This window comes from Oribacterium sp. Sow4_G1_1, assembly GCF_052116105.1.
Classification (GTDB): domain Bacteria; phylum Bacillota; class Clostridia; order Lachnospirales; family Lachnospiraceae; genus Oribacterium.
Genome location: NZ_JBQKLS010000014.1, coordinates 1 through 22,118 on the forward strand (window position 1 = coordinate 1; position 22,118 = coordinate 22,118).

The 22,118-nt window shown below is 56.9% G+C and carries 16 protein-coding genes and 1 pseudogene; all 17 read left to right on the top strand.

Annotated features, from left to right (window positions below; translation table 11 throughout):
* Positions 1-334 precede the first annotated feature (334 nt).
* The 17 genes and pseudogenes from mutS to ACTQ52_RS09425 all read left to right on the top strand — a co-directional run bounded on the left by mutS (position 335) and on the right by ACTQ52_RS09425 (position 22,106).
* Positions 335-3,115, top strand: coding sequence for a DNA mismatch repair protein MutS (gene mutS, locus ACTQ52_RS09345; protein WP_441982462.1), 2,781 nt, complete (start codon positions 335-337; stop codon positions 3,113-3,115).
* A 248-nt stretch (positions 3,116-3,363) separates the two neighbouring features.
* A complete protein-coding gene (gene mutL, locus ACTQ52_RS09350; protein ID WP_441982463.1) occupies positions 3,364-5,598 on the top strand; it encodes a DNA mismatch repair endonuclease MutL in 2,235 nt (744 codons plus the stop codon).
* Positions 5,599-5,661: 63 nt separating this feature from the next.
* Positions 5,662-6,726 carry a tRNA (adenosine(37)-N6)-dimethylallyltransferase MiaA gene (miaA, locus tag ACTQ52_RS09355; RefSeq protein WP_441982464.1) on the top strand — a complete coding sequence of 355 codons (1,065 nt, stop codon included), beginning with the start codon at positions 5,662-5,664 and terminating at the stop codon, positions 6,724-6,726.
* Positions 6,690-7,970 (top strand): aminotransferase class I/II-fold pyridoxal phosphate-dependent enzyme, encoded by a 1,281-nt coding sequence (locus ACTQ52_RS09360; protein ID WP_441227020.1) that lies wholly within the window; start codon positions 6,690-6,692, stop codon positions 7,968-7,970. Before miaA ends, ACTQ52_RS09360 begins: the two co-directional genes overlap by 37 nt.
* A 125-nt stretch (positions 7,971-8,095) precedes the next feature.
* Positions 8,096-8,806 (top strand): RadC family protein, encoded by a 711-nt coding sequence (gene radC / locus ACTQ52_RS09365; RefSeq protein ID WP_441227021.1) that lies wholly within the window; start codon positions 8,096-8,098, stop codon positions 8,804-8,806.
* A pseudogene (gene mreC, locus ACTQ52_RS09370) lies at positions 8,787-9,605 on the top strand (rod shape-determining protein MreC); the annotation flags it as partial. The gene radC and the pseudogene mreC, both read left to right, overlap by 20 nt.
* 271 nt (positions 9,606-9,876) lie before the next feature.
* Positions 9,877-10,428, top strand: a complete 552-nt coding sequence (gene mreD, locus ACTQ52_RS09375; RefSeq protein ID WP_441982465.1) for a rod shape-determining protein MreD — start codon at positions 9,877-9,879, stop codon at positions 10,426-10,428.
* Between the two features lie 11 nt (positions 10,429-10,439).
* Complete coding sequence (locus ACTQ52_RS09380; protein ID WP_441982466.1) at positions 10,440-13,310, top strand: penicillin-binding transpeptidase domain-containing protein; 2,871 nt, start codon at positions 10,440-10,442, stop codon at positions 13,308-13,310.
* A gap of 93 nt (positions 13,311-13,403) precedes the next feature.
* Entirely contained in the window at positions 13,404-14,543 is a 1,140-nt protein-coding gene (locus ACTQ52_RS09385) for an FtsW/RodA/SpoVE family cell cycle protein (protein ID WP_410043603.1), read from the top strand.
* A 75-nt stretch (positions 14,544-14,618) separates the two neighbouring features.
* Positions 14,619-15,008: a methylglyoxal synthase gene (locus ACTQ52_RS09390; RefSeq protein WP_410043602.1), complete on the top strand. Its 390-nt coding sequence runs from the start codon at positions 14,619-14,621 to the stop codon at positions 15,006-15,008.
* A gap of 124 nt (positions 15,009-15,132) precedes the next feature.
* Complete coding sequence (locus ACTQ52_RS09395) at positions 15,133-16,173, top strand: D-alanyl-D-alanine carboxypeptidase family protein (RefSeq protein WP_441227023.1); 1,041 nt, start codon at positions 15,133-15,135, stop codon at positions 16,171-16,173.
* Positions 16,174-16,499: 326 nt separating this feature from the next.
* On the top strand, positions 16,500-16,919 hold the full coding sequence (locus ACTQ52_RS09400) for a twitching motility protein PilT (protein WP_410043601.1): 420 nt from the start codon (positions 16,500-16,502) through the stop codon (positions 16,917-16,919).
* Between the two features lie 13 nt (positions 16,920-16,932).
* Positions 16,933-18,372, top strand: a complete 1,440-nt coding sequence (locus tag ACTQ52_RS09405; protein ID WP_441982467.1) for an HlyD family efflux transporter periplasmic adaptor subunit — start codon at positions 16,933-16,935, stop codon at positions 18,370-18,372.
* A gap of 156 nt (positions 18,373-18,528) precedes the next feature.
* Positions 18,529-19,059 (top strand): cell division protein SepF, encoded by a 531-nt coding sequence (locus ACTQ52_RS09410; RefSeq protein ID WP_441227026.1) that lies wholly within the window; start codon positions 18,529-18,531, stop codon positions 19,057-19,059.
* Positions 19,060-19,459: 400 nt separating this feature from the next.
* Complete coding sequence (aroB, locus tag ACTQ52_RS09415; protein WP_441227027.1) at positions 19,460-20,545, top strand: 3-dehydroquinate synthase; 1,086 nt, start codon at positions 19,460-19,462, stop codon at positions 20,543-20,545.
* Positions 20,546-20,659: 114 nt separating this feature from the next.
* Positions 20,660-21,172, top strand: coding sequence for a signal peptidase II (gene lspA, locus ACTQ52_RS09420; protein WP_441982468.1), 513 nt, complete (start codon positions 20,660-20,662; stop codon positions 21,170-21,172).
* A 1-nt stretch (position 21,173) separates the two neighbouring features.
* Entirely contained in the window at positions 21,174-22,106 is a 933-nt protein-coding gene (locus ACTQ52_RS09425; protein ID WP_441982469.1) for an RluA family pseudouridine synthase, read from the top strand.
* Positions 22,107-22,118 lie beyond the last annotated feature (12 nt).

Here is a 22,118-nt window from a genome sequence, read left to right on the forward strand (position 1 = left end):
AAGGAAAATGACGCAAGGAGACGATGCCATTAGATGCGCCTACGGCGCGGGCATCGTCGCTTGATTTTGCCACCAAGGTGGCAAAACGGCCTCGCCGCCCGGGGGCATCCACGCGCCAAAGGCGCATGGATATATACCAAGTGCCGCTAAGGGGACCTGACTTGATTTCACACGGTCTCTACGTATGGCTTCCGGCTGCTGTCCGCCGAGCTACGTCTTGACTTAACGACGTTTCAACAGTGACGGGCGGAAGGCAGATGTGTGCATTGGCCCCGGCAGTGGGCGGAATGGAAGACAGAAGGGCCTGCGGGGCGCAGGCAGCGAAAGGAAACAGATGGCTGAGAAAAAGTTGTCGCCGATGATGGCGGAGTACCTCGAAACCAAGAAGCAGTATCCGGACTGCATCCTCTTTTATCGGATCGGCGATTTCTACGAGATGTTCTATGAGGATGCGAAGACCGCGTCGTCGGTGCTGGATCTGGTGCTGACCGGGAAGGACTGCGGACAGGCGGAGCGGGCACCGATGTGCGGCATCCCGTTTCATGCGGCGGACAGCTATGTGACGCGTCTCGTGGGTGCGGGCTATAAGGTGGCCATCGCGGAACAGCTCGAGGATCCGAAGCTTGCGAAGGGACTCGTGAAGCGAGGGGTCATCCGCGTGGTGACACCGGGAACATTGACCGCCGAGCAGGGGCTCGATGAGACGAAGAACAACTTCCTCATGAGCATCTTCTACGATGCGTCGGGCTTCGGCGTGAGCAGCGTCGATGTGTCGACCGGCGAGTTTCTGACGACGACCTGCGGCACGGTGAAGGAGGTGCTCGATGAGCTGAGCCGCTTCCAGCCAGCGGAGATCGTGTGTAATCAGGCGTTTATGATCTCGGGCGCGGATACGGATTTCATCAAGGAGCGCTTCAATCTGATCATCACGGAGCTCGAGGATGGGGTGTATAAGGATGAGGCGGCGACGAAGCTGCTCGAGGAGCACTTCCATGCGAGCATTCAGGGAATCGGCCTCGCGGACCGGGATCTATCGCGCCTGAGTGCGGCGGCGGCACTGCACTATGTCTATGAGACGCAGAAGAACAGCGTCGCGCATATCTCGAACATCCGCTACTACGCAAGCAGCCAGTACATGATCATCGACACGGCGACCCAGCGGAATCTCGAGCTGATCGAGACGATGCGGGAGAAGAAAAAGCGTGGCACGCTGCTCTGGGTTCTCGACAAGACCCGGACGGCGATGGGCGCACGTATGCTCCGTCGTTTCCTCGAGCAGCCGCTCATCGACCGGGCGCAGATCCTCGCGCGGCAGGACGCGATCGAGGAGCTCTGCGGGCACTATATCGACCGGGAGGAGATGTCCGAGTACCTGAACACCGTCTACGATTTCGAACGTCTGCTCGGAAAGATCTGCTATAAGACGGCAAATCCGCGGGATCTCATCGCCTTCAAGCAGTCGCTTCGCATGCTGCCGGACATCCGGCAGGAGCTTGGGCTCTTCCAGTCACCGCTTATGAAGGAGATCTATGAGGGCATCGACGAGATGCAGGAGCTCTACCAGCGCATCGACCAGGCGATCGTGGAGGATCCGCCGGTATCGAGTCGCGATGGCGGCATCATCCGGGAGGGCTACCACGCGGAGGCGGACCGCTACATGCAGTCGAAGCTGAACGGTAAGCAGTGGCTCGCGGAGCTCGAGCAGCGGGAGCGGGAGCGCACGGGAATCAAGACCCTGAAGGTGAAGTTTAACCGTATCTTCGGCTACTGTATCGAGGTGACGAACAGCTTCAAGGACCTCGTGCCGGCAGACTATATCCGGAAGCAGACCCTGACGGGTGCGGAGCGCTACACGACGGAGGAGCTTGAGAAGCTTCAGAATGAGATCCTCGGTGCGGAGGAGAAGCTGCACCAGCTCGAGTACGAGCTTTTCTGCGATGTGCGGGATACCATCGCGGAGAATGTGCAGCGCGTGCAGAAGACCTCGCACTATGTGGCGCTGCTCGACTGTCTGATCTCGCTGTCGAAGGTCGCGACGAGCAACAACTACTGTCGTCCGGAGATCAACGAGGCGGGCCGTATCGAGATCCGGGATGGGCGTCATCCGGTCATCGAGAAGCTGCTCCAGGATGGGATGTTTGTGACCAATGATACCCGCCTCGACGATGCGAAGGACCGGATCGCCATCATCACCGGACCGAACATGGCCGGTAAATCGACCTACATGCGGCAGGTGGCGCTGATCGTGCTGATGGCGAGCATCGGCTCCTTCGTGCCGGCGAGCCATGCGGATATCTCGATCTGCGATCGTATCTTCACGCGGGTCGGCGCGAGCGACGACCTCGCGTCCGGTCAGTCGACCTTCATGGTGGAGATGAACGAGGTGGCGAATATCCTTCGGAATGCGACGACGAAGTCGCTGTTGATCCTCGATGAGATCGGTCGCGGTACCTCGACCTTCGACGGCCTCAGCATCGCCTGGGCCGTGGTCGAGTACATCGCGAAGGTCGTTCGGGCGAAGACTCTCTTCGCCACGCATTATCACGAGCTCACCGAGCTCGAGGGACGGCTGGACGGCGTCAACAACTACTGTATCGCGGTCACCAACCACGATCAGGATATCGTGTTCCTCCGGAAGATCATCCCTGGGGGCGCCGACCAGTCGTACGGCATCGACGTGGCGAGCCTCGCCGGCGTGCCGCGCCCGGTCATCGAGCGGGCGAAGGAGATCGCCGCGGAGCTCAGCGACGCGGATATCCTCGCGAAGGCGCGCGAGCTCGACTGCGAGCCAGGCTTCCGTCAGGAAAGCCTCGCGCTCGAGGAGAGCGGCGCCGGCGCGGACAGCGACCTCCTGTTCGGCGCAGGGGATGCGCCGAACGGCATGGTCGCAGAGCGGATGCCCGAGGCTACGCGCGGAGCAGCTGGCTCCACAGCCGACGGCACAGCCCCGGCAGGTGCAACGACACCAGCTGGTGCGGCAGGTACCGAACCGGCACTCCCGGCATCGATCCGCGACGCCCTCGACTACCTCCGCAGCATCGACATCAACCACATGACCCCGCTCGACGCCATGAACACCCTCTACGAACTGAAGGACCGCTTCCAGCTGTCATAACATGTCCGCGAGGCCAAGGGGTCAGACCCACGCTTTACGGCCTGAGTCCCGTAAATTCAGCCATTCGGGGGTCTGACCCCAGTAACTTCCGGGAGTTAATGCAGCTCCGACCGTAAACTATCGGGAGGCCAAGGGGTCAGACCCACTTCTATCGTTTATGCCCCCTTGAATCTATCCACAAGGGGGTCTGACCCCGGTGACTTCCGGGAGCCATCAGGACTCCGACTCTATGAATCGAGGATTGACACATGAAAATCAACATTTTAAGTGATGAGACCATCAATCAGATTGCGGCTGGCGAGGTGATCGAGCGGCCGCTCAGTGTCGTGAAGGAGCTCCTCGAGAACGCCATCGATGCTGGCAGCACCGCGGTCTCGGTCGAGATCCACGACGGCGGCATCTCCATGATCCGTGTGACGGATAACGGCGGCGGCATCGCAGAGGAGGATGTGCGTAATGCCTTCGTCCGCCATGCCACCTCGAAGATCCGCGATGCCCGCGACCTCCTCAGTATCCAGACACTCGGCTTCCGCGGTGAGGCCCTCGCCTCCATCGCCAGTGTCGCCCGCGTCGAGCTGATCACGAAGACCCCGGGTGCCCTCATGGCTGTGCATTACCAGATCGAAGGCGGTGTCGAGAAGGATTTCGCCCAGATCGGCGCACCCGACGGCACGACCTTCATCGTGCGGGATCTCTTTAAAAACGTCCCGGCGCGCCGTAAATTCCTGAAAAGTCCGCAGGCCGAAGCGGCCCGGATCCAGGATATCCTGGAGAAAGAAGCATTGGCCCACCCGGAGGTCGCTTTCCGCTACCTGCAGGACGGCCGCCAGCTCCTCGCGACGCTCGGCAACGGCTCCCTCCTGGACGTGGTCTACTCGATCTACGGCCGCGACGTCACGAACCAGCTCATCACCGTGAACCGCGCCTACCAGCGCTCGGCCCTCACCGGACTCCCGGCGGTCACCGTCCGCGGCTTCATCGGAAAGCCTGTGATCACCCGCGCGAACCGCAACTTCGAGCTCTATTTCGTGAACGAGCGCTTCGTGAAGAACCCGATGATCATGAAGGCGATCGAGGACGGCTACCGCGCTTTCCTCATGCAGCACAAGTTCCCGTTTGTCGTGCTGATGATCGACGTGAATCCGGAGATCGTCGATGTGAACGTCCACCCGCAGAAGCTCGAGGTGCGCTTCTCCGACGGCATGCTCATCTATAACTCCGTCCTCGACGCCGTGCAGAACGCCCTCCGCCAGACGGAGCTGATCGTAAACACGGATCTGGACAATGCTGCCGACGGCAGAGGCGCACACGCCGCCACTTCGACTGGCAGCGGAAGTGCCGTGCCGAAACCCCCGGTCATGCCACATGTCGAGCCGTTCGAAAAGAAGCGCGTGGAGGCGACTCGTGAAGTCTTCGCGGAAGCCCTCCGCCCGCAGCTGCACCCGGACGCCGCCCCGAAGGAGGACATCTACCTCCAGGGACAGCCACGCAACGGCAGCAGCGGAAGCTCTGACGGACTCCATGAGCGCAGAAGCGAAGCGGAGATGCCGTGTGCCGTGACCACACCGTCTGATACCATGACTGCCGCACGAGAACAGAAAGCTACTGTTGCTGAACGTCTTTCAACAGATGATGTTTCAGTTACGAAGGACATTCAGGCAGCCGCTGGAACGAGCGCTGTTTCGGTGGCGCACGATGTGAAGGATGCGACCGATGCATCTGCGATTTCTGCCTCTTCGGAAGAGAAGAGTACCTCTGCCGACGTTGCATTATCCGCGTTATCGGAGACCACCGCAGAAGCACCAGCGCCATCTACGTCGCCGGAGACCGCTGCACCCGCACCTGCGTCACAGAAGCCGGAGCAGGAAACCCTGTTTTCGGAGCGCTTCCTCAGTGAACAGGCGCGCACCGCGCATCGCATCATCGGGCAGGTCTTCGAGACCTACTGGCTCGTCGAGTACGGTGATAAGCTCTACATCATCGACCAGCACGCCGCCCACGAGAAGGTGAACTTCGAGCGCATGATGAAGCGCCTCCGCGAGAAGAAGCCGGCCAGCCAGTACCTGAATCCACCGATTCTTCTGACCCTGACCGCCGACGAAACCCGTGTCCTCGAGGAGCACATGAGCTACTTTGAGCAGCTCGGCTATGTGATTTCCAGCCTCGGGGATCGTGACTACAGCATCTCCGCCATCCCGACCGACCTTCCGGAGCTCAGCAAGAAGGAACTCCTCCTCGAGATCCTCGACGAGCTCACGGACGAAGCCGGCATGACGACCCCGGATACCATCTACGACAAAATCGCCTCGATGTCCTGCAAGGCCGCCGTCAAGGGCAACAATAAACTGAGCCTCATGGAAGCCGACGCCCTCATCGGCGAGCTCCTGACCCTCGAGAACCCGTACGCCTGCCCGCACGGCCGCCCGACGATCATCTCCATGTCGAAGACAGAGCTCGAGAAGAAGTTTAAAAGAATTGTCTGAATACCAGACATTCATGTAAGGTGGGCCGCAGGAAGCCCTCCGGCCACCGAAAGGAAGCAGGCTATGAATATCAACATTGCGAAGAGACCGCTCATCATCCTCGCCGGCCCGACCGCCGTAGGGAAGACGAGCACCTCGGTGGCGCTCGGGAAAGCGCTCGACGGTGAGATCGTCTCGGCGGACTCCGTTCAGGTCTACCGAGGCCTCGACATCGGCTCTGCGAAGGTGACGAAGCAGGAGATGGAGGGTGTTCCGCACCACCTCATCGACGTCATCGACGTCGACACCGATTATGACGTGCAGGCCTTCCAGCAGATGGCGTCGGAAGCGATCGACGGCATCTACCGGCGCGGCCATATCCCGATCCTCGTCGGCGGCACCGGCTTCTATATCCAGGCGCTTCTCTATGGCATCGACTTCACGGAAGAGGATGCTACGAAGCATCAGGAAGTATCGGCCCGCCTCCAGGCGATCGCCGACCAGCCGGGCGGAGCAGAGCAGCTCTACGAGCGCCTCCGTGAGGTCGACCCGGCATCGACCGAAAAGATCCACGCCCACAATATCCGCCGCGTGATCCGTGCCCTCAGCTTCTACGAGCTCCACGGCACCCCGATCTCTGCCCATAACGAAGAGGAGAGGGCGAAGACCGCCATCTACGACAGTGTCTTCTTCGTCCTGAACGACGAACGGGAGAAGCTCTACGCGCGCATCAACCAGCGCGTCGAGGGGATGCTGTCGGACGGTCTCCTCGACGAGTGCATCCGGCTCCGTGCCCGGAACCTGCCGCCGGAGCGCACCTCGATGAAGGGGATCGGCTACCGCGAGGTCCTCGCGGCGCTCGACACGATCCTCGCGTATCAGAAGGGGATTTCCGTCGAAGAAGCCTCGAAATCCGTGGTTTCCGAGGCGGAACTCCGGGCCCTTCCGCTTGAAACCCCGGAGAATCGTGTTATAATGGCTCAGGCTGTCGCTAAGATTCAGCAGAACTCGCGGAATTATGCGAAGCGCCAGCTCACCTGGTTTCGCCGCGAACGCGACGTCCACTGGATCGAGCTCCAGAATTTTGAATATAAGAAGGAAAAGATAGTAGAATGGATAATCGAGACATGTTCCGTGCACTGGGCATAAAGGAAGAAGTATATACACTCTGTGAGGAGGCCCTCGCCGACCTCCGCGACCGCTTCGCAGAGATCGACAGCATCGCCGAGTACAATCAGCTGAAGGTCGTGAAGGCCTTCCAGGACGCGCACGTATCCGAGGCGCATCTCTATGGCACCACCGGCTACGGCTACGACGATATCGGTCGAGATACCCTCGAGCAGGTGTATGCCAATGTCTTCGGCACCGAGGATGCACTCGTCCGCTCACAGATCACCTCCGGCACACACGCCCTCGGCATCGCCCTCGCCGGCAACACCCGTCCGGGGGACGAGATCCTCTGTCCGGCCGGCGGCCCGTATGACACCCTCGAGGAGATCATCGGCATCCGTCCGTCGATCGGCAGCCTCGCCGAGTACGGCATCACGTACCGTCAGGTCGACCTGCTGCCGGACGGCGGCTTCGACTACGACGGCATCCGTGCCGCCATCAACGAGCGTACGCATCTCGTCGAGATCCAGCGCTCGAAGGGCTACGCAAGCCGGGATACCTTCTCTCCGGAGCGCATCGGCGAGCTCATCGCCTTCGTGAAGTCCATCAAGCCGGACGTGATCTGCATGGTCGATAACTGCTACGGTGAGTTCACCCGCCGTGAGGAGCCGTCCCTGTACGGAGCCGACATGGTCGTGGGCTCCCTCATCAAGAACCCGGGCGGCGGACTCGCGCCACTCGGCGGCTACATCGCCGGCACGAAGGACTGCGTGGAGCGTGCAGCCGTACGCCTCACGACCCCGGGCCTCGGTAAGGAGGTCGGTGCTTCCCTCGATAACAACAAGCTGTTCTACCAGGGCCTCTTCATGTCCCCGGTCATCACGGCCAATGCTGAGAAAACCGCCATCTTCGCTGCAAAGGTATATGAGCGCTTAGGCTTCCAGTGCCACCCGAGTGCAGACACCACCCGCTACGACATCATCCAGGCCATCACCCTCGGCTCCGAGGAGGCCATGGTTGCGTTCTGCCAGGGCATCCAGGCAGCCGCACCGATCGACAGCTTCGTCACTCCGTATCCGGACGATATGCCGGGCTACGACAGCAAGGTCATCATGGCAGCCGGTGCCTTCGTTCAGGGCAGCTCCATCGAGCTCTCTGCCGACGGCCCGATCCGCGCACCATACAACGTCTACTTCCAGGGCGGCCTCACCTGGTACCACGGAAAGCTCGGCATCATGATGTCCGTACAGAAGATGCTGGAAAAGGGCCTCATCACGATTTAAATATTAAAAAACAAGACACAGAATCATCACAAAACCGTAAACTCTTAGGCGTTTACGGTTTTGCCGCTTTATGTTAGAATAAGGCATCGTGGGCTCCATGTTCTTCCCTGGGACAAGGAGTAAATATGTGTAATAAATGGAATAATCTGAAACCTGAGGAGATGCCGTACGAGAAGTGCATGACGCTGGGGGCGGAGAGCCTCACCGACGCGGAGCTCCTCGCGATCCTGCTGCGCACCGGCACGAAGAATCACACAGTGCTGGAGGTGGCAGAAAAGGTGCTGTCCATGAATCCGGAATTTGACGGACTCGTCGGGATGATGCACTTTACGCCGGAGGAGTACCGGCAGGTGGAGGGGATCGGCTATGTGAAGGCCGTTCAGCTCAGCGTCGTCGGTGAAATCGCGCACCGCATCTGGCAGCGGGCGAAGAGAGTGAAGCATACCGTGTTTTCACGCCCTGAGCTGGTGGCAGAGTACTATATGGAGGATCTCCGGTATCTCGATCATGAGGTCGTCCGCATCCTCTACCTCGACTACCAGATGCAGCTTCTGAAGGATAAGCTCCTTTCGACCGGCACCTGCTGTCGCTCTGCGATTTCATCACGGGAGATCTTCATCGAAGCGCTCGGCATTCATGCCGCCTGCTTCATCATGGTGCACAATCACCCGAGCGGAGATCCGGCACCGTCGGAGGAGGATATCAAGTTCACGCGTGAGCTGGAGCAGGCCGCACAGCTCGTCGGGATACGCCTCATCGATCATGTCATCATCGGCGACCATCGCTATATCAGCTTCAGAGAACAGGAATTAATCAGTGGAAAACAGGAAGAGTAAATATATCTTTATTGTTCTTACGGTACTATGCGTCATGATGATCGTCCTTTCGAGCGTAAAGGACGGTCTCATGAACCCGATCCGAAACACCATCGGCTATGTGCTGGTGCCGCTCCAGACCGGCGTGAACCGCGTGGGCTACGGGCTCTATGAGGAGCTCGAGGACCATCGCAGCCTGAAGGCCGTACAGGAGGAGAACAAGCGCTTAAATGAACAGATCGACCTGCTCACGGAGGAGAACAACCGGCTCGCCCAGAACGAGGGCGAGCTGAGTCGCCTCCGTGATCTTTATGCCCTGGATCAGGATTACCTTCAGTATGAGAAGGTAGCCGCCCGCGTCATCGCAAAGGATTCCGAGAACTGGTTCCAGGTCTTTCGTATCGATAAGGGCTCCCAGGACGGCATCCGCGTCGATCAGAACGTCATGGCGAACGGTGGACTCGTCGGCATCGTGACCGACGTCGGCCTGAATTACGCGACCGTCCGTTCCATCATCGACGACGAGTCCCGCGTTTCTGCGATGTGCCTGCAGTCGAGCAGCACCTGCATCGTCGCCGGCGACCTGACCCTCTACCAGCAGGGACGGCTCCGCATCACCGACATGCAGAAGGACGCGACGATCCAGGACGGTGACCGCATCGTCACCTCCAACATCTCCTCGAAGTTCATGCCGGGGATCCTCATCGGCTATGCCGTCGATATCCAGGATGACGAGAAGAAGCTGATGAAGACCGGCTATCTGATTCCGGCAGCTGATTTCGATGATCTCACCGAGGTCCTCGTGCTGAAGGATGTAAAGTCCGACCACTTCCTCGACACGAATGAGGGACAGGATGTCCTGATGAAGAACCTGACGGACACAACGGCCGCAGAGGAGAGTGGTGCAGCCGAGGAGAGTGCAACCGCCGAGGAGAGTGCCACTGCAGCAGACGGACAGAGCATCGCGTCCACGGAGGCGTCTTCACAGTGGTCCGGGATGGAAGGGCTGACGCCGCTCAGCGACATCACCGGCGAGACGAGTGCCTCTGACGAGAGCACAGACGAGAATGCAGGGTGAGGTCGGATAGGATATGAACGCAGTTACGAAACGAAAATTACCGAAATGTAAGCCTTTGAAGCGGAAGACGAAGCAGCGTCTTCGTATCCTCTTTTATATCGCATCCCTGGGGCTTGCGTTCCTGATTCAGACCAGCGTATTTCCGCTGATTCCGTTTCTCGCCGCTTCCCCGAACCTGCTGCTGATCCTGACCTTCTCCTTCGGCTTCCTGCACGGCAGTCTGCCGGGCATGATCTACGGACTCGGGGCCGGCCTTCTGATGGACCTTTTCTACTCCGGTCCCTTCGGCTTCTACAGCCTGGTCTTCGTCCTGATCGGCTATCTCAACGGCTTCTTCAGCCGCTTCTACTACGAAGAGTACATCACCCTGCCGATGTTCATGTGCGTATTCAATCTCATGATCTACCACATCTACATCTATGTGTTCCGCTTCCTGATCCGACTGAAGCTGAATCTTCTGTACTATGGACTGCACGTCGTACTGCCCTCCATCGTATTTTCACTGCTCGTCACACTGGTACTGTATCGTTTCTTCTTCTCCGCCCATGAGCGGATCGAACGCTAGAGGAGTCTTCATTGTTCAAGGAATTACTGAGCGCAGTTAAAGAATTTATCATCCGTTTCATCAGCTCCCGTCTTTTTGCACTGGGGCTGATTTTCACGCTTTTATTTGCGGTACTCGCAGGACGCCTGTTCGAGCTGCAGATCGTGAACGGAGACCAGTACCTCTCGGATTATCAGAACCGTACCCTGACGAAGGTGACCACGGTCGGTACGAGGGGCAATATCTATGACCGCGACGGTCGTCTCCTCGCGTATAACGAGCTTCAGTACAACATCACGATCGCCGACAACGGTGCCTACGACACGACGGATCAGGGCATCAACCGCCGGAATCTGATGCTGTATCACCTGACGGAGATCATCGAGAAGTACGGCTATTCCGTCGACGGACAGTATAAAATCCGGCTCGATGAGAATCATGAGTTTCAGTTCACGACGAGCTCCGAAAATGACCGGAAGCGCTTTATCGCGAACATCCGCGGGCGCAATGTCTCCGACCTAAGCGCCAAGGACTTTAACGTAAGTGCACAGGAGGCCTTCAACACCTCGAAGCGTCGTTACCGCTTCGATAACATCAAGGATGAAAACGGCATGGCGATCGTCCTCGATGACGAGACCGCCCTCGATATGATCAACATCTTCTATACCATGCGTCTCACCGCCTACCAGCGCTACCAGACCACGACCATCGTAAAGAACGTGTCGAAGGAGTGCATGGCGGAGATCCTCGAGGCGAAGGGCGAGCTGCAGGGTGTCGATATCGAAAATGTTTCCGTACGAAAGTACAACTATGCGCCGTACCTGAGCCACATCGTCGGCTATACCGGCCAGGTCCGGGAGGATCAGCTCGCAGAGCTCCGAAAGATCGATGAGGGTTACGAGCTGAACGACACCGTCGGCGTCTGGGGTCTCGAGAAGAGCATGGAGTCCGAGCTGAAGGGACAGAAGGGCTACCGCGAGATGTACCTGAACTCCGTCGGCTCTGTCCTCGAGGTCGTCTCGGAATCCGAGGCGAAGGCGGGCAATGATATCTATACCACCATCTCCGCGAACGACCAGATCGCGATCTACCACCTGCTCGAGCAGGAGCTGGCCGGCATACTCGCATCGAAGATCGTCGAATCGGATGCTCCGCAGAACGTGCAGGTAAAGCAGTCCCAGATCACCATCCCGGTGAAGGACGCCTACTTCCAGCTCATCAATAATAACGTGCTGGATTCCGCCCATTTCGCCGAGGCTGCGCCGGGCAGCGCCGAGCGCCAGATCGCGGACATCTTCGCGGACAATAAGGAAAAGAAGCTTCAGCGCATCGAGCAGGAGCTCCTGAACCCGAGTACGAGTGAACTGAATGCGCTTCCGAAGGATATGCAGGCCTTCATCGTCTACATCTATGACTATCTTCTGAGTGACGCCTCGGGTATGATTCAGAGCTCGAATCAGAAGTTTAAGGATTCGGAGGCCTACCAGGCATGGCGAAACGACACCATCAGTCTCCACGACTTCATCATCGCCGGCCTCGAGGAGGCGTGGCTCGATACCTCGAAGCTGTCGCTTTCCGAAGATTACTATGATACCGAGAACATCTACCAGCTGCTCGTCGAGCAGCTGATGGTGCGGCTCCGGGACGATACGGATTTTGACAAGGTCCTTTATAAGTACGCGATCGCGGACAACACCCTTCAGGGCTACCTCTTACTGATGGCCCTCTTCGAGCAGGGCGTTCTCCCGGAGGATGCACAGGCCTACCTGCAGCTTTCAACCGGCGACGCGCACTATGCCTACACCTTCCTCGTGAAGAAGGTCCGGCAGATTGCATTGACCCCGGCACAGCTTGCGCTGGATCCGTGCAACGGCTCGGTCGTCGTGACGGATGTGAAGACTGGAAAGATCCGGGCCCTCGTGACCTATCCGGGCTTCGACAACAACCGGATCACGGACAGTGATTACCTCGCGAAGGTGAACAAGGACCTGTCCCTGCCGCTTCTCAACAACGCAACCCAGACCCAGCTCGCACCTGGTTCGACCTTCAAGCCGATCACCTCGATCGCGGCGATGGAAGAGGGCGTCATCGACCTCTCGACCATCATCGACTGTACCGGTATCTACAAGGACGTCGTACCGAACATCCGCTGCTGGATCTACCCGGAGAAGCATGGGGAGGAGAATATCATCGATGGTATCAAGAACTCCTGCAACTTCTTCTTCGCCGAGGTCGGCCATCGACTGGCGACGGATCCGAACGGCATCTACAGCCAGACTCTCGGTCTCGAGCGGATCGCAAAGTACGCCGCTGCCTTCGGACTCGATTCCCTCTCGGGCGTCGAAATCGATGAGACGAAGCCGCACATCTCGGATTACGATCCGGAGCGTTCTGCGATAGGTCAGGGTAATCATGCATACAATAACGTGCAGCTCGCCCGCTATATCACCGCTGTCGCAAACCGTGGCACAGTCTTCGACCTCTCGATCCTCGACAAGGTGACGGACTCCGACGGAAACGTGCTTCGTACGATCGAGCCGAAGGTGAAGGACCAGCTTGAGTTCAGCACGGTAACCTGGAACGCGGTGCAGACCGGACTTCGTGAGATGATCACGGATGGTGTCGCGAAGAACGTCTTCAGCGGTCAGAATATCCCGATCGCCGGTAAGACCGGTACCGCAGAGGAGCGTGAGGACCGTGGTAACCATGCGGTTTTCGTTTCCTACGCGCCGTATGACAATCCGGAGATCGCCGTCACCGTGAACATCCTGTACGGATATTCCTCCGGTAACGCCGCGAGTCTCGCAAACAACGTATACAATTACTGCTATGGCAAGGACAGTCTCGAGGCCATCCTTTCACGGGATGCGTCCTACGTTTCCTCGGTCAATGTTTCCGACTAAGCATCGTCACCTTCCTTTCCGTGTGTGCGCGTGCGCATGTGTAGGCAACAGGCGCTGCGCAGCACAGGCAGTCATTCATAGAAGAGTAGACATATGAGGTTTGATTACAATTTTAAGCATTATGATTTCCGGCTCGTCCTCTATATGATCGTGCTGAACATCTTCGGCGTGCTCGTCATGCGCTCCGCGGTCGGTGCCGAGAGCTTTCGGGACGTACAGGTCGTGCGTCAGATCCTGGGTTCCTTCGCCGGGCTGGCGATCTGCATCGCCCTGTCGCTCGTGGACTATCGCTGGATCGTGCAGCAGGCGAATCTGATCTACCTGTTCTGCGTCCTGCTCCTCGCGGGTGTTCTGATCTACGGAACCGCCGCCGGACACGATGCGGTCCGCTGGATACAGCTGCCGGTCATCGGACAGGTCCAGCCGGCCGAGTTCGTGAAGATCGGACTCATCGTGTTCTTCGCTGCCTACTTTCAGCGGGCGAAGGACCAGATCAATCTGCCGCACATCGTGCTGATGGCCTTCGTGTGGTTTATGATCCCGATCCTGCTGATCCTTCTGCAGCCGAACCTGAGTACGAGTATCATCATCACGATCATCGTAGCGGCCATGGTCTTTGCGTCGGATATCAGCTTCCGGTGGATCCTCGGTGTGGTCCTCGCCATCGTTCCCTTCGCCCTGATCTTCGTCTATCTGTTCCGGTCGGGCCTCTATGATAAGATCCCGCTGCTGCGTGGCTATCAGGCACAGCGTATCCTGACCTTCCTGAACCCGTCGGAGAACACGCAGACCTTCTACCAGCAGATGTACTCCATGATGGCGATCGGCTCCGGAAAGCTGACGGGCAAGGGGCTCTACAACAGCTCCATTTTTTCCGTGAAAAACGGTAATTTCCTCGCGGAGGAGGATAATGACTTCATTTTTGCAGTCGTGGGAGAGGAGCTCGGCTTCCGTGGATCGCTGATAATTATCATATTATTCTTGTTGATTATCGTAGAATGTCTTATAATAGCAAGGAAGGCTCGAAATCTCAGTGGACGTCTGATCTGTGTCGGCATGATGGCATGGATCGGCTTTCAGACCTATACGCACATTGCGGTAACCACGGGAATCTTCCCGAATACCGGCATCACACTTCCTTTTTTCTCGAGAGGCGTAAGTTCACTGGTTTCCGTCTATGCCGGTATGGGCATCGTGTTAAATGTAGCATTGCAGAGAAGCAATCGTGCGTGAATCAACGCTCCTTTTTGAAGGGCGTCATGCTTCTATGTTGTACAATGAAAAAGTAAGGTCAGAGAGGTCTCAATAATGAATGTCGGATTAATCGCACATGATTCAAAGAAGAAGCTGATGCAGAACTTCTGCATCGCCTACCGTGGCATCCTGAGCAAGCATGAGCTCTATGCGACCGGTACCACCGGACTCCTCATCGAGGAGGTCACGAATCTTCGTATACATAAATTCCTTCCGGGAGAGACGGGCGGCGCTCGTCAGCTGGCATCACAGATCGAGCAGGGAAACCTCGATATGGTGATTTTCCTGCGTGACCCGTTACATGTGAAGGCACAGGAGCCGGAGGTCAACTCCATCGTTCGTCTGTGCGACAGCTACAATATCCCGATCGCGACGAACCTCGCGACCGCCGAGCTTCTGATCAAGGCGCTGGAGCGTGGCGATCTCGAGTGGCGAAACATCTGATGTAGACATTGACCATGGCCCGGCTGAAACCGCTGCCTGCAAGCGCAGCGCGTCGGTACGGTTTCACGGTCCGCTCGGTGCGAGATCAGGGCAACAAAGATTACGACAGGAGATAAACAGATACATGCTTAGACAGAATCGAAAGAATCGCGATCGCAGCATGAAACCATCCGGAGGGAGCTTCCAGCGAAGACTCCTTCCGTTTCTTTTATGCTTGCTTTTTATGATACCGCTCGCCGGCTGCGGGCGAAAGAAGCTGGAGCACAGCTATGACATCCGCATGGGACTCACCCGCATGAATGCGGTCAGCGTCAGCGACGTCTCCGGGAAGCACGCAGATGGCTTCTCGAAGGGACTCGCGCTTCCAGATGCGAAGCAGGCGGTCGGGGCAGACGGCCTCACAGCAGAGGCAGCCCTTCTCGTCTCGAACGAGGGCGACGATCCACAGGTGCTCGTCTCGAAGAATCCGTATGTCCGCACCTACCCGGCATCCATCACGAAGGTGATGACGGCCCTCGTGTGCCTCCGGCATGTCGACGACCTGCAGCAGGAGTTCACGGTCACGCAGAACTCGAAAATCACGGTTTCCGGATCCTCCATGGCCTATATCCATCCGGGCGAGACCCTCACCATCGAGGAGCTTCTCTATGGTATGCTGCTGCCGTCCGGAAATGATGCCGCGGTGGCTGTCGCGGAGGCCACGGCCGGCTCCGTTGACGCCTTCGTGGAGATGATGAATGAAACGGCAATGGAGATCGGTGCCACCGGCTGTCACTTCGTAAACGTGAACGGACTGCCGGACGAGAATCACTATATGACGCCGTATGATATCTACCTGACGTTGCATGCAGCCCTCGCGTATGACGCCTTCCGTGAGATCGTCGGAAGCGTGCATTACGATCCGGAGTACAAGGACGCGAACGGCATGCCGAAGAAGCAGGAGTGGACCGTCTCGAACAAGTACATGCTTGGTGAAGTCGAGACACCGGACGGCCTCCGCGTCCTCGGCGGAAAGACCGGCACCACAAAGGCCGCCGGCTACTGCCTCACCCAGGCGACGGAAAAAGAAGCCACCGGCGAGGAGTTCATCAGCACCGTCATGAAGGCGAAAACCCGCGATGATCTCTACGCAAATATGACGATGCTACTGGAGAAGATCCACTGAGCTACACCCCGGAGAGCCGGCACCAGAAGCCATACGAAGTGGTCGTGAAAGATCAAGTCGCAACCCATTAGCGGCACTTGGTGTATCTCTCCCTGGAACCCTCTGCAACGCTGAGTTTTCATAAAGAAAACTCAGTGATTGCAGAGGGCCTAGTGCCGCTTATGGGTTTCGACTTAGAGCTTTCCGAGCGCGCAGTACTGTGCTTCTGGTGCCGGCTCTCCGGGGTGTGCGCTCGGATTTTTAGAAGCCATGTTCTGTGATTGCTCCTTGAATTAGACCCCCGAATGAGATATACTAAACCTACAAAAGTTAGGAGGTACTTGACTATGGTACAGTTGATTGTAGGCAAGAGAGGCAAAGGTAAGACCAAGCAGCTTCTTGATAAGGCAAACTCAGTAGTAAAGGAAGCCAACGGCAGCGTGGATTTCCTTGATAAGTCGGCACAGCATATGTATGAGCTCAGTAATAAGATCCGTCTTATTAACGTAAATGAGTTCCCAATCGATTCCGAAGATGCTTTCATCGGCTTCGTAAGCGGTATTATTTCTCAGGATCACGACCTCGAGTACATGTTCCTGGACAGCTTCCTTAAGCTTTCTTCTCTTGAGGGCGCAGATATCACAAACTGCATCAAGCGTTTAGAGGATCTCGGCGATAAGTACAAGGTAACCTTCGTACTGAGCGTATCGATGGATGCCGAGGAGCTTCCTGACAGCGTTAAGAAGGATGTAGCGATCGCGCTTTAATCCACAGTTCACAATGGCCGTTAAACAGCAAGTAAAATCTACAGCTAAATACAGAAGACCATTTCAATTCAATGTAGGGATGATAATCTTCGCGATTATCTTTCTCTACATTGTTTTTAGTGTATACTCCTATGTTTCCCGGGACCAGATTCGATATTATGAGGTTCAGAAGGGGAGCATCGTCCGTGACCAGCAGTATACAGGCATCGCCATCCGTCAGGAGCAGGCCGTGAATGCAACCAGCTCCGGCTATGTGCACTACTATATCCAGGATGGCCGGAGAGTGGCTGTCGGCAGTGATGTCTATACCATCGATGAGACCGGTGCACTCCAGTCCTATCTGAAGGAGCATCCGGAGCTTACGACGGAGATGACGAGTGAGCAGATCTCGGATATCCGCTATCGTCTGTCCCAGTTTTCACAGTCCTTTAAAAACAGCAATTTCTCTGCACTGTATAACACGAAGTACGCCCTCGATGCGTCTGCACTCGAGTACTCCAGCGTAGCGAATGCGCAGGACCTCGATGATGTACTGCAGAAGCTCGGTATCAACTATGTGCGGGTGAGTGCAGATCAGGCCGGAGTGGTCTCGTATACCATCGACGGTGATGAGGCGCTGACGGCAGACGCAGTAACTGCGGATCTCTTCACGATGAGTGGCTATAAGCGGAACATCACGAAGCCGGGTGCGCTGATAGAGAGCGGTCAGCCGGTGTATAAGCTGATCACCAGTGAGAAGTGGAGCCTCGTGTTCCAGCTCGATGACGCAGGGAAGGCGAAGTATCAGGATGTGAAGAGTGTAAAGGTTCACTTTACAGAATCGGATCTGACGGTGAACGCGACGCTTCAGGTCTTTACGGGCAAGGATGGAAACAGCTATGGTCAGCTCGATTTTACAGAGCTGATGGAACAGTTCTGTGACGAGCGTTTCATCCAGTTCGATATCGTGACGAATGATCAGAAGGGACTCAAGATTCCAGTGACCGCGGTTACGGAGAAGGATTTCTATATCGTTCCGAAGGCGTTTAAGACGACGGGGCCGGATGGCAGCACCGGCTTCTATCGTGAGGCCGTGGCTCAGGATGGTTCCGGTGCTTCCGTCGAGTTCGTACCGACGGACATCTACCGTATCGATGATCAGTACTGCTACCTCAGCATTCCAGATGACAGTAATACGAGTTCGATCCGAACGAATAACATCCTCGTGCGACCGGAAGCGGCGGCGAGCGGTCAGCTCGACTCGACGATGACCTATCCGGTGGGACCGGTGAAGTCCCTGCAGGGTGTCTACAACATCAACCGTGGCTACTGCATCTTCCGACAGATCGTGCCGATCGAGCAGAACACGGATTACCTCGTCGTCGCCGAGAATACAGATTACGGCATCTCGGTCTATGATCATATCGTACTGAATGCGTCACTCGTGAAGGACGGACAGCTCGTTTACCAGTGATTTAAGACTTTACAAGCCGTGAAAATGGTGTAAAATTTCACTATTCTGTGTTTTCATGTCAGAACACGGAGTTGTATTTATTGACAAGGAACGATAATTGTATAAAATAGACCTTATGAATAGTAGGGAAACTGTGTGTACACGGGGGTTAAGTAAATGAGCTTTATCAGTAATATCATGAAATCCATGCGCGTCGATCAGGATGATGATTACGATCTGGATGACGATTATAATTATGACGACGATTATTATGAGGAGTCACAGCGTGGTGGTAACATCTTCACGAGATCAAAGTCGCAGGATATGGACGACGACGGGGCAGAGGATCGCCCGTTAAAGCCGACACTTTTCTCCAGAAAGTCACAGGCACAGCCGCAGCCGACACATAGAGGTATGGAGGTCACCATGATCAAGCCGACCTCGATGGATGATTCCAGAGAGATCTGTGATTACCTGCTTCAGGGGAAGGCCGTTGTTCTCAATATGGAGGGCCTTCATATGGAGATCGCGCAGCGCATCATCGATTTCACATCCGGTGCAGCGTATTCTCTGGAGGGAAATCTTCAGAAGATCTCGAACTATATTTTCATCGCGACACCGCCAAATGTGGAGTTGTCCGGTGATTTCCAGAATATTCTGGCAGCGAGCGCAGATGTAAACATCGGTGGTCTGAATCTTCGGGTTTAATCGAAACGGATACAGGGCGGAGGGACGCAGGTCCCTCCGTTTTTTACATCTTAGGACAGGTGCCCCGGAGGGCCGGCAACAGAAGCACAGTACTGCGCGCTCGGAAAGCTCTAAGCCGAAGCCCCTAAGCGGCACTAGGCCCTCTGCAACGCTGAGTTTTCTTTATGAAAACTCAGCGTTGCAGAGGGTTCCAAGGAGAGATAACACCAAGTGCCGCTAAGGGGCTCCTGCTTGATCTTTCACGACCGCTCCGTATGGCTTCTGTTGCCGGCCCTCCGGGGCACCTGCCTGAAAGATTACGGATGTAACTGTAAGGTATCTCAGTGAGTAGTTTTCTGAACTGTATTTTATGGGATCTGTATGATAGAATGAGAAGAGTTTTTTGCAGGGGGATCGATCGATGGCGAGAGAATTAGATGTGATGTATCAGGGGGCTTTTTCCTACTCGATTTATATCGAGGAGAGTTTCGCGGGGCTGGCAGCGGCTGTAGAGACGCTGGGGCTTCGTGAGCGGCGTGCGCTGATCGTGACGGATGCGCATGTGGCACCGCTGTATCTCGAGGAGGTGCGCGCGGCGCTTCGTCCGTGCTTCCGTGAGCTTCATGAGCTGGTGCTGGTGCCGGGGGAGGAGCATAAGAATACAGATTCCATCGCGGAGATCTATGCGGCGGCGGTCGAGGCGAGCTTCGACCGAAATGATGTGTTCGTCGCCCTCGGTGGTGGTGTCGTCGGTGATATGACGGGCTTTGCGGCAGCAACGTATATGCGCGGGATCCGTTTCATTCAGATTCCGACGACCCTGCTTTCACAGGTCGACAGCTCGATCGGCGGAAAGACGGGCGTGGATTTCCGTGCCTATAAGAACATGGTCGGTGCCTTCCACATGCCGTCCCTCGTCTATAGCAATGTGGCGACGCTTCGGAGTCTGGATGCAATCCAGTATGCCTCCGGTATGGGAGAGGTCATCAAGCATGCCCTCATCCGAAGCCGTGATTACTTTGACTACCTGAAGGCACATCAGGCGGAGCTTGAGCTTCGGGATATGGCCGTACTGATGGAGACCGTCTACCAGAGTAATCTCATCAAGCGTGCGGTGGTCGAGGTCGATCCGACCGAGAAGGGGGAGCGTCAGCTGCTGAACTTCGGTCATACCTTAGGACATGCGATCGAGAAGTGCTCGAACTTCAGCTACAGCCATGGCCAGTGCGTGGCGTTCGGCTGTCTCGCGGCGATGCAGATTTCCGGGACGATGACGGCGGCGGAGGTCGACAGCATTGAGCGACTGATGGCGACGGTCGGTCTCGAGACCCGCTGCCGGGCGATGAACCAGGAGGAGATCCTCCAGGCGACGCGGAAGGATAAGAAGATGGACCATGGTCATGTGCGCTTCATCCTGCTTCGGCAGCTCGGCGAGGCCTATATCGATCTTGCCGTGTCGGATGCGCAGATGCTCGAGGGGCTTCGGTCCATCATGCAGACAGACTGAGAACAAAACATGGAGTGCGGGCCGGGCGCTGTCGGTGCGCTGATTTATGCCACGGGATGAGAACCGTGCGGCGGCCGTGAAAGGCGGGCGAAGCACTGGAAAACAGGGAGTAAGATGAAAGAGAATTTGAAACGTTGGGGTATTTTTCTGCTGCTTGCGTTGCTGCTGGTCGGTCTCGATCAGTTCACGAAGCAGCTTGCGGTAGAGCATCTCATGGGGGCAGACCGTGTGCCGATCATCCGGAATGTGCTGTACCTTCTGTATATCGAGAACCGCGGGGCAGCGTTCGGCAGCCTGCAGGGGGCACAGATTTTCTTCTATATCATCACCGTGGTGGTGCTGTGCGGCATCTTCTATGTCGTGCACCGCATCCCGCAGGGAGACCGGCATTTTCTGCCGCTGCTGCTCGTATGCGAGCTGATTTTTTCGGGTGCGCTCGGTAATTTCATCGATCGTGTCCGTCAGCAGTATGTCGTCGATTTCATCTATTTCAGCCCGATCGATTTTCCTGTGTTCAATGTCGCCGATATCTACGTTACGGTGGGCTGCGCCCTGATGGTCGTGCTTTTCCTTTTCTACTATAAGGATGAGGAACTTGGCTTCCTGCATCGCAGCAAAGAGGTGTGAGATGAATTTCGTAGAAATCCGTGTACCATCGGCGCTGTGTCCGGTCCGGATCGATCAGTATCTCGCGACGCTGAAGGAGCCGGAAATCTCGCGGAGCTATGCGGCGAAGCTGCTGAAGGAGAAGCGTATCCTTCTGAACGGGAAGCCGGCGAAGGCGAGTACGAAGCTGAAGGCGGGCGATGTGCTGTCACTGGACCTGCCGGCACCGGTGGCCCTCGACGTGGAGCCGGAGAACATCCCGCTCGATATCATCTACGAGGATCAGGATGTGCTGATCGTGAATAAGCCGAAGGGGATGGTCGTGCATCCGGCGGCGGGGCATGCGCAGGGCACGCTCGTGAATGCGGTGATGTATCACTGTGGTTCGGAGCTGAGCTCCATCAACGGGGTGATGCGTCCGGGCATCGTCCACCGCATCGATATGAACACGACGGGACTGCTCGTGGTCTGCAAGAATGATCAGGCTCATAAATCACTCGCGGCGCAGCTGAAGGTCCACTCCATCACCCGCCGTTATGTGGCGATCGTGGTCGGGAACCTCCGGGAGGACGAGGGCACCGTGGATGCACCGCTCGGCCGCTCGAAGAAGGACCGGAAGAAGCAAGCCATCGATGAGCTGAACGGCCGCCCGGCTGTGACGCACTATCACGTACTCGAGCGCTTCGGCGGGGCCTACACCCTCGTGCAGTGCACGCTCGAGACGGGGCGTACGCATCAGATCCGTGTGCACATGGCCTCCATCGGTCATCCGCTGCTCGGGGACGAGGTCTATGGGCCGAAGAAGTGCCCGTTTGATCTTCAGGGCCAATGTCTCCATGCGCAGGTGCTGGGCTTCATTCATCCGCGGACCGGGGAGTACGTCGAGTTCAGCTCGCCGTATCCGGCGTATTTCGAGGAGCTTCTGACGAAGCTTCGGAATAAATATAACAGTTAAGGCAGGGGACCC

Coding starts and splice junctions, on each gene's coding strand:
- ACTQ52_RS09400 (WP_410043601.1), top strand. CDS start 16,500: ATGGTACAGTTGATTGTAGGCAAGAGAGGCAAAGGTAAGACCAAGCAG.
- radC (WP_441227021.1), top strand. CDS start 8,096: ATGTGTAATAAATGGAATAATCTGAAACCTGAGGAGATGCCGTACGAG.
- ACTQ52_RS09360 (WP_441227020.1), top strand. CDS start 6,690: ATGGATAATCGAGACATGTTCCGTGCACTGGGCATAAAGGAAGAAGTA.
- ACTQ52_RS09395 (WP_441227023.1), top strand. CDS start 15,133: ATGCTTAGACAGAATCGAAAGAATCGCGATCGCAGCATGAAACCATCC.
- mreD (WP_441982465.1), top strand. CDS start 9,877: ATGAACGCAGTTACGAAACGAAAATTACCGAAATGTAAGCCTTTGAAG.
- ACTQ52_RS09405 (WP_441982467.1), top strand. CDS start 16,933: ATGGCCGTTAAACAGCAAGTAAAATCTACAGCTAAATACAGAAGACCA.
- ACTQ52_RS09390 (WP_410043602.1), top strand. CDS start 14,619: ATGAATGTCGGATTAATCGCACATGATTCAAAGAAGAAGCTGATGCAG.
- mutL (WP_441982463.1), top strand. CDS start 3,364: ATGAAAATCAACATTTTAAGTGATGAGACCATCAATCAGATTGCGGCT.
- ACTQ52_RS09425 (WP_441982469.1), top strand. CDS start 21,174: ATGAATTTCGTAGAAATCCGTGTACCATCGGCGCTGTGTCCGGTCCGG.
- mutS (WP_441982462.1), top strand. CDS start 335: ATGGCTGAGAAAAAGTTGTCGCCGATGATGGCGGAGTACCTCGAAACC.
- lspA (WP_441982468.1), top strand. CDS start 20,660: ATGAAAGAGAATTTGAAACGTTGGGGTATTTTTCTGCTGCTTGCGTTG.
- aroB (WP_441227027.1), top strand. CDS start 19,460: ATGGCGAGAGAATTAGATGTGATGTATCAGGGGGCTTTTTCCTACTCG.
- ACTQ52_RS09385 (WP_410043603.1), top strand. CDS start 13,404: ATGAGGTTTGATTACAATTTTAAGCATTATGATTTCCGGCTCGTCCTC.
- ACTQ52_RS09410 (WP_441227026.1), top strand. CDS start 18,529: ATGAGCTTTATCAGTAATATCATGAAATCCATGCGCGTCGATCAGGAT.
- miaA (WP_441982464.1), top strand. CDS start 5,662: ATGAATATCAACATTGCGAAGAGACCGCTCATCATCCTCGCCGGCCCG.